The following is a 12,556-nucleotide window of genomic DNA, read 5'->3' on the forward strand; positions in this document are numbered from 1 at the left end:
ACCATCGCGGATGTACGCCAGCTTTTTATTGCTCGAAAATGCACCATGTTTGTACAAACTTTGTTTTCAAGCTTTTCAAGCTGCCCTCCACGCTGAGTTTTCGGCACAAGTATTGATGAAATCTGAAAGCCTTCCTACAAAAACTGCGCAAATACCTGTTTGAATGCTTCGGGAATACGCTCCTTCTCCTTGCGTTCCCATCTGCCGAACACCTCTTCTCCGATTTTCAGGATTGACCTGCTTTCAGGGTCAAGGCCAATCATATGATTTGTTACCCCGTCAAGAGTTACAAGATCCTCTGCTCCTAAAATCATCCCCTGATTTTCAATAACATCGTACTCTGTCCATATCATTTTGCGGGTATTTTTACCGGGCTCCCTTGTAACGGACATCTGAAAAAGCCCTTCATTTATTCCAATAATTTTAAATATAGCAGCATATACCGTAAGTATATTTACGATACTCCGGGACAGCCCCTTCTCAAAATCCGCCCCATGATATTTTTCCCGGTTAGGCAGAGGAATAAGTCCAAACATATTTTTCATGGAAAGAGTGGAAAAATTAGATACCCTCGGAACATTATACTTGATTTTCGCCAGACTGATCATTGGCAGATGCCTTTTTTCAAACAGCCTTTGGGGGATAAAACCATAAAACTCCTGATGATATAAGGGAGAGAATTTTTTTTCTACCAGTGCTTTTATCTTTTCTGTTTCCACGCAGCGCCCCGACCAATATTCTTCACTAATATTGATGTATTGGGCATCATGCTTTTGCAGCACCTCCGCCAGACCGGTTTTTTTCAGATACACCGCATCCTGCTCCTTCAGATAATCCCAATGTTCTCTTCCATTCTCTGAATTTATTTTTATACTGCCGTCACACCTTCCGTACATATAGCTTTCAATTATATATTTTTCCCCTTTTATACAGGACAGCACCATATCCAGAAGCTTGGCATCAGTATAAAACCCATAATCGCCTGTCGTCCAGTTTGGTTTGATAATGACACCCTCTTCTCCCAGCTCAAACTGCTTTATATAGCTTTTCAGATCATCATGGGTCTTAATTGATGATACATATACTTTTTTCAGATTATTTCACCTGCACTTTCTTAAATAATTAGCACCAGCGGCATAATATAAACACAACGTATTATTTCGTCCATTGGAACTCTTGTCCCCTCAGTCTCTCATTCTGAGTGCAGCTTTCTGTCAATGGGCTTATCTATTGAAAAATTTTTAAATACTGCATTAAAACCCTTTCTCTCAGGGGAGCAACACATTATTCCCGCCATACAGCCTTTTGATTTTGGGAGATAGCCCAGCCGCAGCATCTGCCATTTTTTATCCTCATCCAGATATTGAATACGTATCGCCTCTTCATGGCGTGTCAGGCGAATTGTCAGTTCACCGTTATAATGGCGGTATCTGACCACGGACCAGTCAGAAAATTCATTTGTAAAAACCGAGCTCAGATGGGCTTCACCATCTGTGTATTCTATTCCGGCCTTCACCCAATGATTTGCATCGAGGCGTATCATAAGTCCCAGTTGATCATAAAGGGCTTCAAAATTCCCCGATATTGTTACCTGCATGGTAAAGTCACCTTCGGTTTCCTTATAAAAAAAGTGGCCATTATCACGAATGAAACCATAATATGTGTTTCTCCAAAAGTCGCTTTGATAAGCTGTTTCAGCTGTCAAACCCCTTTCGGTAATTTCCCATTTCAGGGGCGGGCAATGCCACTGGAAGTCTTTAAACATGCTATTTCTCCTTAACTTGAATTTTTTTGGATACTCTCTGACATTCCTGAAATATCAAGTCCTTGTATTTATCACTGAAACCCATTATTACAGGAAGAATAAAGCATTCCTCCATGCTCTGATCCTCAAACGGCAATGAGATACCTGCCAGAGGCATGGAAATCACTTCCTCCCCCATATCAAACACAGCAGGTAAGCTGCTGTCACTTAAATAATTTCCGTTTCTGTCCTGAATAACTCCTATAACAAGGGTAGTTATTCCCTTAACCTTGCCATTCAATACCGACAGCAGATTATTTGCATTATGGGCAACAGCTTCAATTTCCTTTTTATACTCCATATAGCTGATATTCCCCTGAAAATCTCCCAGCCTACTGACAATTTCCACATCATAGCCCGGATATTTGCCAAGGAAATAACGGTAATTGCTGCCTTCCGTCAATTGATTGCTGTTTACGTTCCGGGCGTGAGGAAGATGGATTCCCCATACATCATGCTTTAACAGCAGCGGCACTCCTGAAAGACTAATACGGTATGCCCATTCCAGATCTTCCACACCGTAGCCCCTGAAATTCTCATCGAAAAGCAGACTGCTTTGCTCCACTATTGTTCTCGGCAGGGCTATAAGAGCCGTCCATGCAAAGGCCCATGGGATATTATGCTCTACATGCCATCTTGTGTCCTTTTGAAAGGGCTGTTCCCTTTCCAGCTCTGAAAGAAGCTTCTCATAATGGGAGAAAGGCAGAATTTCCACTGAATCCACATTTTCAGTATTGTTGCTGTAATCAATCATTTGGCCTATCACACACTGTCTCTGCCGGAATGAAAAGTGTCTGTCATACAGGTTAGTCAAGAAATTTGCAGGAACAACCATATCAGCGTCAAGTATTACCAGTATTTCACCCGCTGCCTGCCTCAGTGCAGCATTTCTTGCCGCGGCCACATTCCATTCCTCATTTACCAGAATCGAGCAGATGTTGATTCTATCAATGAATTGCCTGCAGACTGCTATATACTTTTCACAGTATTCCATTACTCCCACTATAATTTCAAATTCCGATTTTTCCATGGTCTGAGCCGCCATAGCTTCAAATGCCATGCGTATATTCTCAAGTCTCTTTTTATAAGGCATAATGACACTTATTTTCATTTTTTTAATCAAAACCCCCCCAAAAATTCCGTTGCAATTCTTCTCTGCTTTATTAGTCTGCTTTAAGCACCTTATTTAACCTTACCGTCTCCCAGAAGGACTTCCCTTATAAAGGGCACTTCCGTTATGTCTTGTATAACCTTCCCGGCATCCTTGTAGGACTGATCCTTTGACAATCCATGCGGCCATGCATATATGTTTTCAATACCCGCCCCTTTTGCAGAAGTTATCCCAACATCCGAGTCCTCCAGTACAACCGCTTCATCCGCCGATAACCCCAAACGTTCCAGCATTGTTATATACGGCAAAGGATGGGGCTTGGTTTGAGGCAGACATTCACAGGATATAATCTGAATTTCCTTAACAGACGGAAGCTCTATCAGGTCAATATTTGCCTTGCAGATTTTCATTTCTGACGAGGAAACACAGCCGAAAGGAATATCTTGTCTTACAAGCTTCTGCCATAGCTTTTGTATGCCACACCTAATCATGGTTTTATTCAAATGCTCGAGATAATAGTACATCATTGTTTTCTTGAGCTCACATATACAATCCTTTGGAATTCCCACCCTGTCCAAGGTTTCAGCCAGACTTAGCCCAATCAGCTTTTGAGGCTGGAATTCAATCGGTTTTCCTGAAACAATTCTCATGGCTTCAACGATGGAAGCCGCATGCAGCGGTTCACTGTCTACAAGAATACCGTCAATATCAAATATAATTCCTTTTATCATTGTCCGGCTCTCATTTCTATCAGCACCTTACAGTTCGGTTCTGAAGTTTTTGTCATTTTTTTCTGGCTTAAATCACATCCGATTGCAGCAAATGCCTGTTTGAACTCATTAAGAGGGTATATATGACTCACCAGCTTTTCTGCCGGAATCACTCCTTTTACAATCAGGTGGAATGCTTCAATAAAGGAGCCATGCATTGAGTCAATGGAACCCATAATAGTCAGGCTTTTGTCGGCAAGCTGCATTGTGTCTATTGATACCTTTTTCTGCTTCAGTCCAATTGACATATATATGCTGCCGCAAGCCAGCTCCGGGTACAGCTCCTCCAGCAGTCCCGAGGTAGTGTCAACCACCAGATCCATTGGAGCCTTCACATCCTTGAAAAAATCAGATTTTGCTTCTTCAAGATTTGAATATACTCTGACACCATGAGGTAAACAGGTTTTTGCAAACTCAAGTCTGGACGGTGAGCTCTCAATAAGCACAGGCACGATACCTTTGAGGGATAAAGCCCATATATAGAGAAGTCCCATCGGTCCTGCGCCGAAAACATATGAATATGCGGTCATGGTTGCAGGCTGTATCTTGCGTAATCCAGTCAGAATACAGCTTAAAGGCTCGGTAAGTGTTCCCGCCTTCAGTGATACCTTCTCAGGCAAAACATATACAAAATCCTGAGTAGTTTTATACAAATCCGCATATGTACCATCATAGCTTACTCCGCTCTCAGTGCCGAACTTGTTCTGGCAGTGATTTATCCTGAGAGTCTGGCACATTCTGCATTTACCGCAGTAGGGCGTAGGGTTTATTACAACTCTGTCCCCGACATTGACATTTTTCACCTTTTCTCCTATCTCAACAACAATTCCTGTAGCTTCATGTCCCAGAGTAACCCCACTGACCGCCGCCGGATATGCTCCCGATGCGATTCCCACATCTGTACCGCAGATTCCGCAGTAGGAAACCGCGACAATAACATCATAAGGGGCTTCTGCATGAAGATCGTTTACTTCTTCTATGGACAAATTCCACGTATCCTTATACTTCAGTGCTCTCATAATTTTCCTCCTCATATTGCTTTAACGCTGCTTTCAACCGTTCAAGAATCTCTTCAATCTCTTCCTCCGAAATTATCAGAGGAGGTCTGACTTTTACCGTATTGCCGAGGCCATATCTGCTGCCTCGCATAATTAATCCGTTTTCCTTGGCAATCCTTATAAAATCAGTGGCTGCGGTACTGCTTTTCATATCAAAGGCAAGCATCAAGCCTTCTCCCTTCACATTGCTTATGAATGGGAATTCCTTAGTCAACTCAAGTAGACCATTTTTTAAGATCACAGATTGTTTTTTTACGTTCTGCAGGACCTTATGCTTCTTTATATACTTTATAGTTTCTTCCATAGCCACGAGAGCCAATGGATTTGCACCTGATGTTGTAGAATGCTCCCAGGAGTTCAGTATATCCAGTTCCTTTCTCATCAAGACTCCTGCCACCGGAATTCCAATACCGCCTGCACCCTTTGCAAAAGTAATAATATCCGGCTTCAACGCTTTTGCAATTCCATTGCTTGCAAAAAATGCTCCTGTTCTGCCAAAACCTGTTTGAACCTCATCTGCGATAATTAAAATATTATGCTTGTCACAGATTTTTCTGATGAGCCTGTAGTACTCAGGGTGCGGTACAATGTTTCCGCCGTTTCCAAGAATGGGTTCAAGTATAAATGCTGCTACCTGACCGCAGGAGGCATATTCGATGAAATCCTCCAATCTTCTTGCACAGAGTATTCCGCAGCGGTTTTTATTCTGGCCGTAGAAACAGTTTTCGCAATCAGATGCAGGTATTTTAAGAGCTCCTGTAAAAGGAGTATTGATATAGCTCTGACGGAAAGCATTCCCGGAGACTCCTGTGCTTACAATACTTTGACCATGATGGGATAAGAAAACCGATATAATTTCTCTCTTTCCCGTAGCCTTTTGAGCAATTTGAATTGCACATTCATTTGCAGTTGAACCTATGATGTCTCTGAACCAGAATGCATTAATGTGCTCCGGAAGGTATTCCCTTAACATTTCAAAAATGACCCGTGACTTTTCCTTTGTATATTCCGATGCAAGATGGCAGCATGAATCCAGCTGTTTATGCAGTGCCTGAGTTATCTCTCCTGCCGAATAACCCAATGCAAGGTTAAATGTACCGGATGCGCAATCAATATATTCCTTCTTATCAATATAAAGGTGGATACCTTCCCCAACATACCTTTTCAAAGACATATCAACAACATCAATTAAATTTTTTTGCAGATTGCTGCTTTTTTTCAACATATATCAACCCTCCTAACACACGCTTTGAATAATACAGCGTAATACATTGTTATTTTTATCAATTGCTCATTAATATATAATGCCACCAGCTGCACTCAGTGCACACTTTTTAATTTCCTATCAGATACATACTAACGGCTTTAAACTAATATTTTTCTAAAAAAACACCTTGAGTATTCTTTTGATATTTTATCGCGCGAAGCTTTCAACCGTAATTGACCTTGGTAAAGCATTCAGTATCTGATATGACTTAATTATATATACAAAGATATCTTTATCTCACCATTTTAATTTTTACTTTTAAATGTGAGATAAAGTTAATTAGTTATGGTAAAATTGATATTCTCATATGTATCAGTACTTCCATGAACTATAAGGCAGAAAGCCTATGGATTGCGCAGGGAAACTGATTACTTATGTCAAAAGGGAAGTCTATTCGTGTCGTTTACAGAAAGCATTATATATAGCCCATTATTATCCTGAGTGCTGAAAAACACGCTAAAATGGCTTTTGCAGAATTGTTTTCCGCAAAAGCCATTATGTGTTGTGTTACGTTATATTTCTGCAGCTCCTGTATTCCTTAAGCTCTAGAGTCCTACTACACCGATGGTTAACAGAATATTTGCAAATGTTCTTTGTTCGCCCGTAGCTATGGCAATCTTGATATTACTCTGGCTGCAAGCTTCATAGAATTCATATCTGGATAAATTCCCAAGGCTCAGGCCGTTGGGAAGAAGCTTCCTGAATTCACTAAAAACTTCAGGTTCCTTTCCTGATTCGGGAAGCATAACCTCAGCAGCTTCAATTGCAACGGTATCGCTAATTACTTTCAAAACCTGTGTTACAGCAGGAATGCCATGTGTAAGCCCCAGATATATTTTATGTGTAGTATCACATGTATTGGATTCAAGGGGATAATTGCCATCGGCAATCAGTATCTTGTCGCCATGCCCGCATGCAGCAAGGAATCCCGTTAATTCCGGATTTATACAAGCAGTTTTCAGCATAATTTACTCCTATGGTTATCAGTCTATTTTACTTCATTTGTCCTTAATTGCCCGAGCGCTCCTCCCGGATGCCATTTAACATATTGCTGCGGTGTAATATTTTTTTTGCATTGCAGCAGCAGACTTAGAATCTGAAGGACGAAAACCTCTGCCAATATTGATGCTCGCGGAGCCCTGTTTAACGGGTCTCCTTCATTTTTAACTCCCGCATAAAGGAATATATCTGCTTCTTTGGCAAGCCAGGACTCCTTCTTTCCGGTTACGGCGATTACTTTTGCTCCGTTTTCCTTTAAGGTTGCAACTGTAGCCTTTAATTCAGAGGTCTCGCCGCTATTTGAAATCGCTATTACAACATCACCTGCTTTAACTTGTCCTGACGAGCCATGAACCGCTTCAGTACCATGAAGCTCATAAGTGGGAGTGCCTGTTGATGACATCAGCGAGGCTATATATCCGGCAACGTGTCCAGGCTTTCCTATTCCTGTTATATGCACTCTGTTGCCAATATCTTCTGCAGCTATTATTAGTTCCGCGGCTTTTTCATATACTTCAAAATTTATTTCATTCTTTAAAGCTTCTATTTCATTTAAAGAAATATTTACAAAATTATTTAATATGTTATCAAGTGAATTATCCATATCAGCCTCCACGTTCTTTCAAGCCAGCCCATTCATTTGGAATCTTTGCCGTGCTGTATATTAAATTTATTATAAGGCTCTCAGACATCAATGTCTTTGGTACCTCATCAGCTTTCTTATTCAAACCTGTCTCTGCTATTTAAAATAAGAATCCAGAATGTCTTTTTTTGTTATCGCCTTGTCTCTTTTGCTCATATATTGCTTAACACACTCTTTTGCATGTGCTTCTTCCCTGGCTTTTTTAGCATCATCACGCCAAACAGAAGCCCCCAGCTCAACTAATTTCTTTTGTACTTCCTTTACATTAATGTTTCTCGGTTCAATTCCCTTAATTGCACACAGCCCTGCCACAACACCGGAGGCCTGACCAATTCCCATAATACCGCCTTGAGTACGGTATGAGCCGTGAGCTTCACTTGTTCCTGAAATACAGCGCCCGCTTAATACCATTCCGTCTAATTTCTCAGGAATCAAGCATCTTATGGGGATATCATAAGTGTCCTTTAAATCTACCCAGCTTCCGCCGCTTTTGCCTTCGGTATATCCGGTTGCCCCATCAGGATTATGAATATCCATAGGAAAATATCCTCTTGAAACTACATCTTCAAACTTTCTTCCCTGTCCTGCATCCTCAGCCGTCAATGTATATAGTCCCTTTATGTGTCTTGTTTCACGAACTCCGACCTCGTTGCTGGTTACACTGACATATGCGTTTTCAAAGCCCGGAACATATTTGACCATGAATTCCGATACGGATTCAATTTGTCTTCTGCCGTCAATTTCACTTGCAGACTTTTCTGCAGGATCTGCCGAGTTATATCCAATTACACGAGTTGCATTAAAATGAATACTGCCGGGGTGAATACCGTTTAACACAATAACGCTGTCTCTTCCAAAGCATAGCTCTCCGGCCTCAACAGCCTTCTTTACAAGCTTTTTAAACCCTTGAGCCACAAAATAGTGCTGCTTTAGTCTGTCGCTGTACTCTCTAACAGGCACTAAATCAGATTTCCACTCAAAATCCTCAGGATTATTATAAATATAGTCATACACCTTATCAGTATCCACATTGGCCATTTCAAACATTGACGAACCAGGCTGGGCCTTTCCTGTTTCCGAATTGCCGTATGTGTACTCTGCCCCTGCCATGACTGCCGTATCGCCATCACCGCTTGCATCAACTACAATTTTTGCCGTAAACCTTCTGGAGCCTGCTTTTGTTATTGCTGTCAACCCTGTAATTTTATTTCCGGTCTTGTGCACCTCGCTGATAAAAGCATGAAAAAATATATCAACTCCGGCTTTTAACAGCATTTCCTCTGCAACATATTTATACTTTTCCCTGTCATAAAAGCCAAGATAAGCCCCGCTTCCATATGGATCAAGCGCCTTTAGGTGCCCTGTGCTTCCATGCTCCTTAATAAGCTGCTCCATGAATTCCTGAGGTATTCCGTTTATTACCTGCTCATCACCAAAGTGAAATGGTGAAATCGGTCCCAGTACTGAGTTGGTGGCAGCACCTCCCAAAAATCCATTCCGTTCAATAACCAATGTATCAGCTCCAACTGCGGCAGCAGCCAAAGCAGCCATAATTCCGGCCGGTCCGCCTCCGACCACAATTACATCATATTTATCCTTAAACTTCATATTCACACCTGTATTCCTCACTTTCCTCTGTTATTCTTGCAGAATGCACTTACACCGATTATGTGCAAGTGCATTCTTAGTTACATTATTTTTGATTCTTATCGTTGTACCAATTTGCAACAGTGTCTAACTCGGTTTTTGCATCCTTGCCGTTAAATAATACATTCTGCGCTGCCTGAACCAGCTTGACGGACAATTCCGAATAATCGGCAGGGTAAAATTCAACCTTTCCCTTGCTAGCGTATTCATTCCATGAAACCAGCTCTTCATAGTTAGACATAGCCTTTATTTCAGCATCATCATAGGCTGATTTTACAGCCGGAAGAACATTTGCCTTCAGCCATTTAACCTGATTATCTTTTGTATAGAAGGTCTTGATAAAATCAAATGCCGCATCTGTATTCTTACAGAATTTACCTATACCTAAGCTTTGACCTGCAACCACTGCCGGGCTTGGCTCATTATCCTTAAAGCCTAGCATTGGAGCAGATTTGATTTTGTCATTTAATTCAGAGCCTCTTATAGTAGCTGCTCTTTGAGTACCTGCATTGCAGGACAATATTGTTCCTGCCTTGAAGGCATCAACCACTTCATCAACACCCAAGCTTAAAGTAGTTTTATCCATTGCCTTTGAATCAATAAGGCTCTTCATATAGTTTAGAACCTGAACGCCTTCATCGCTATTGAACACTGCTTTTCCCGAGTCATCAAAAATTGCTCCTCCTGCTGAACGTATGAAGGGAATAAATGATTCCATAAAGCTTGCGCTATTCGAACCATCTGACAATCCTATAACAAAACCCTGGGCCAAAGCAGTCGACTGAGCACCTGCCAGTGAAGACAATTCACCAAGTGACTTTGGTACATCCTTAAAAATGTCGCTTCTGTACCAGAATACAAATGTTCTGCTCTCCCACGGAAGAGTATAGATTTCATTATTAATCTTCAAGCTGTCGGCAGTATATGTGTATCCTTCAATTGTAGGAATAAATTCCTCGGCATACTTTGTCATTGGCTGAATAGTTCCGCCTGCAATATGCTGTTTCAGCATATCTGTGTATACATTGACAATATCCGGACCTGTACCGGCTGCCGCCGCCTGTATAGCCTGCGCTTCAAACTTACTGTAATGGATGCTTTCAACCTTTACCTTGCTGCCCATTGTATTATTAGCATTGTAGCTGTCAACAATATCCTTTAATACAATATTTCTCGGATCATCCTTTGATTCGGGATTCAAAAAAATCCACAAGGTCAAATCCGATCCTTTTACGTCAGAACCTGATGATGTTTTATTTGCACTTGTTCCGCCGCTTTCTTCAGTACTTGCTGTATTACCGCAAGCTGTCATACTAAAGACAAGTGCTAATGAGATCATTGCAATAACAAATCTTTTCATTTTTAATCTCCTTTGTCCTTTAAATTATTATTAAAGCATAAGCTCTAATTTAATATTAACCTTTTACTTCAAATTATAATTAAAGCATACGTTCTAATTCATTATTAACCTTTTACTGCTCCGGCAGCCATTCCATCCACAAACTTTCTTTGCAGGAGGACAAATAAAATAATTATAGGAATAATTGTAATCATAACCGCAGAAAGTAACTCTCCCCACTGAACCCCATATTGTGTTATATAAGAATAAAGTCCTACCGATACAGTTCTGAGCTCTTCCTTTGTTACAAAGGTAAATGATACCAAAAAATCATTCCATACATACACCGCTGTCAGCAATGCACTTGATACAATTCCGGGCTGAGACATAGGAATTACTATTGTATAAAAAGTCCGAAGCCTTGTGCAGCCGTCAATCATCGCAGCCTCCTCAATAGCTATTGGAACCGAATCAAAGAAGCCTTTCAGTATCCATGTCAGCATTGGGGTTCTCCATGAAGTATATACCAGCACCAGCATAAAACCGGTATTATATATTCCTGCCTTTACACCCATAATATAAAGCGGTATAAGCAGGGCTACAGCAGGGACCATGCTTGTCATCAATATTCCGAACATCATCTGTTCCTTAAACTTAATGTTAAAGCGTGAAATTGCATATGCAGCATGTCCGGCTATAATAGTGGAAGCCAAGATACATAAAAAAGTTACCAGACAGCTGTTTTTAAAGTATGTTGTAAAATTAGATAAAAAGATTACCTTGTAAAAATTAGATAAATCTAGCTTCTCAGGAAAAATTGTAGGCGGAAATCTGTTAATCTCTCCTGTTCCCTTAAGTGACGTTATAAGTCCCCAAATAATAGGAGTTATTGTAACTAAAATAAACAAAATCAATACCAGATACGTCAATAAAATATAAATACTGAATTTTTTCTTTCCCGTAGCATAACTTCCTGCCATTATCTGTTACCTTCTTTCTTAGACTAGTCTTTTTTTCTAAGTGTTTTCATATAAAATATACTGAATAACATATTGAGGACAAGTATAATAATACTGCTCGCAGAGCCGTACCCCAGATGCCAGTATTCAAATCCTTCTTTAAAAGCCAGCACACTCATTGTCTGGGTAGCATTGAACGGTCCTCCTGATGTCAATGTATAAACCAGAGTTACCATATTAAAGTATTCCATGCTCTGAAGCACAACAGTCGTCAGTATTATGGGCTTCAATAACGGCAGCGTTATTTTGAAAAATGTCTGAAGCCTTGTTGCGCCGTCTACCTGTGCAGCTTCATACACATCCGCTGATATGGACTGTAAGGCCGCAAGGATAAGGATTAATACAATCGGAAATGAATTCCAAACATTTGCTAAAACAACAGTAAACTTTGCTGCCAAGGGTGTATTGAAGAAATCAATCTTTTGACCCGTAAGAGAGTAATATATATAACTTACAGGTCCATAATTACTGTTAAGCAGCCACTTCCACAGCAGAGCTGTAACTGTCTGAGACAAAACCCAGGGAATAATAACCAGCGTCCTGATAAAAGTACGTCCTGCTATTTTTTGATTCAGCAATACAGCGCATATTGTTCCTATCGGAATAACCAGAAGCAAAGACATTAAAACATAAGAAATAGAATTGAATATCGCACTCCAGCCTTTGACTGATCCCAGAATCTCCCTGTAATACTTTAAGCCTATAAACTCCTTTATCTGTGCATACTCTGTGGCATGCAGACTTGTATTAACAGCATATATTATAGGCAATACAGTCATGCACAATATCAAAATAATTGCCGGTGCCAAGAAAATAACTGATAATATCTTTTCTTCATTTCGTTTCTTGTTTAATTTAATTACCCCATTCATTATAGATACCTTCCTCCTGCCATTAGC

The 12,556-nt window shown here is 40.6% G+C and carries 13 protein-coding genes; all 13 read right to left on the reverse strand.

Annotated features, from left to right (window positions below; translation table 11 throughout):
* Positions 1-134 precede the first annotated feature (134 nt).
* Complete coding sequence (locus LY28_RS08230) at positions 135-1,094, reverse strand: DUF362 domain-containing protein (protein ID WP_110461702.1); 960 nt, start codon at positions 1,092-1,094, stop codon at positions 135-137.
* A 98-nt stretch (positions 1,095-1,192) separates the two neighbouring features.
* Positions 1,193-1,765, reverse strand: a complete 573-nt coding sequence (locus LY28_RS08235; RefSeq protein ID WP_110461703.1) for a DUF1349 domain-containing protein — start codon at positions 1,763-1,765, stop codon at positions 1,193-1,195.
* A 1-nt stretch (position 1,766) separates the two neighbouring features.
* The gene (locus LY28_RS08240) at positions 1,767-2,927 is read right to left on the reverse strand and encodes a glycosyltransferase family 2 protein (protein WP_110461704.1); all 1,161 of its coding nucleotides are present in this window, start codon (positions 2,925-2,927) and stop codon (positions 1,767-1,769) included.
* Between the two features lie 59 nt (positions 2,928-2,986).
* Entirely contained in the window at positions 2,987-3,646 is a 660-nt protein-coding gene (locus tag LY28_RS08245; protein WP_110461705.1) for an HAD family hydrolase, read from the reverse strand.
* The gene (locus tag LY28_RS08250; RefSeq protein WP_110461706.1) at positions 3,643-4,704 is read right to left on the reverse strand and encodes a zinc-dependent alcohol dehydrogenase; all 1,062 of its coding nucleotides are present in this window, start codon (positions 4,702-4,704) and stop codon (positions 3,643-3,645) included. Before LY28_RS08250 ends, LY28_RS08245 begins: the two co-directional genes overlap by 4 nt.
* Entirely contained in the window at positions 4,685-5,968 is a 1,284-nt protein-coding gene (locus tag LY28_RS08255) for an aspartate aminotransferase family protein (protein ID WP_110461707.1), read from the reverse strand. The genes LY28_RS08250 and LY28_RS08255 overlap by 20 nt, the downstream gene beginning before the upstream one ends.
* Before the next feature lie 587 nt (positions 5,969-6,555).
* Complete coding sequence (locus tag LY28_RS08260) at positions 6,556-6,975, reverse strand: RbsD/FucU family protein (protein ID WP_110461708.1); 420 nt, start codon at positions 6,973-6,975, stop codon at positions 6,556-6,558.
* Between the two features lie 23 nt (positions 6,976-6,998).
* Positions 6,999-7,613 (reverse strand): KpsF/GutQ family sugar-phosphate isomerase, encoded by a 615-nt coding sequence (locus LY28_RS08265; RefSeq protein WP_110461709.1) that lies wholly within the window; start codon positions 7,611-7,613, stop codon positions 6,999-7,001.
* 1 nt (position 7,614) lies between these two features.
* Positions 7,615-7,737, reverse strand: a complete 123-nt coding sequence (locus tag LY28_RS19675) for a hypothetical protein (protein ID WP_278303105.1) — start codon at positions 7,735-7,737, stop codon at positions 7,615-7,617.
* A gap of 11 nt (positions 7,738-7,748) precedes the next feature.
* Positions 7,749-9,260, reverse strand: coding sequence for an FAD-dependent oxidoreductase (locus LY28_RS08270; protein ID WP_110461795.1), 1,512 nt, complete (start codon positions 9,258-9,260; stop codon positions 7,749-7,751).
* An 85-nt stretch (positions 9,261-9,345) separates the two neighbouring features.
* Complete coding sequence (locus LY28_RS08275) at positions 9,346-10,659, reverse strand: ABC transporter substrate-binding protein (protein WP_110461710.1); 1,314 nt, start codon at positions 10,657-10,659, stop codon at positions 9,346-9,348.
* A gap of 104 nt (positions 10,660-10,763) precedes the next feature.
* Entirely contained in the window at positions 10,764-11,618 is an 855-nt protein-coding gene (locus tag LY28_RS08280) for a carbohydrate ABC transporter permease (RefSeq protein WP_110461711.1), read from the reverse strand.
* A gap of 23 nt (positions 11,619-11,641) precedes the next feature.
* On the reverse strand, positions 11,642-12,529 hold the full coding sequence (locus tag LY28_RS08285; RefSeq protein ID WP_110461712.1) for a carbohydrate ABC transporter permease: 888 nt from the start codon (positions 12,527-12,529) through the stop codon (positions 11,642-11,644).
* Positions 12,530-12,556: the final 27 nt, after the last annotated feature.

Source organism: Ruminiclostridium sufflavum DSM 19573 (assembly GCF_003208175.1).
Lineage (GTDB): Bacteria > Bacillota > Clostridia > Acetivibrionales > DSM-1351 > Ruminiclostridium > Ruminiclostridium sufflavum.

Coding starts and splice junctions, on each gene's coding strand:
- LY28_RS08285 (WP_110461712.1), bottom strand. CDS start 12,529: ATGAATGGGGTAATTAAATTAAACAAGAAACGAAATGAAGAAAAGATA.
- LY28_RS08260 (WP_110461708.1), bottom strand. CDS start 6,975: ATGCTGAAAACTGCTTGTATAAATCCGGAATTAACGGGATTCCTTGCT.
- LY28_RS08265 (WP_110461709.1), bottom strand. CDS start 7,613: ATGGATAATTCACTTGATAACATATTAAATAATTTTGTAAATATTTCT.
- LY28_RS08280 (WP_110461711.1), bottom strand. CDS start 11,618: ATGGCAGGAAGTTATGCTACGGGAAAGAAAAAATTCAGTATTTATATT.
- LY28_RS08275 (WP_110461710.1), bottom strand. CDS start 10,659: ATGAAAAGATTTGTTATTGCAATGATCTCATTAGCACTTGTCTTTAGT.
- LY28_RS08255 (WP_110461707.1), bottom strand. CDS start 5,968: ATGTTGAAAAAAAGCAGCAATCTGCAAAAAAATTTAATTGATGTTGTT.
- LY28_RS08245 (WP_110461705.1), bottom strand. CDS start 3,646: ATGATAAAAGGAATTATATTTGATATTGACGGTATTCTTGTAGACAGT.
- LY28_RS08270 (WP_110461795.1), bottom strand. CDS start 9,260: ATGAAGTTTAAGGATAAATATGATGTAATTGTGGTCGGAGGCGGACCG.
- LY28_RS08250 (WP_110461706.1), bottom strand. CDS start 4,704: ATGAGAGCACTGAAGTATAAGGATACGTGGAATTTGTCCATAGAAGAA.
- LY28_RS08235 (WP_110461703.1), bottom strand. CDS start 1,765: ATGTTTAAAGACTTCCAGTGGCATTGCCCGCCCCTGAAATGGGAAATT.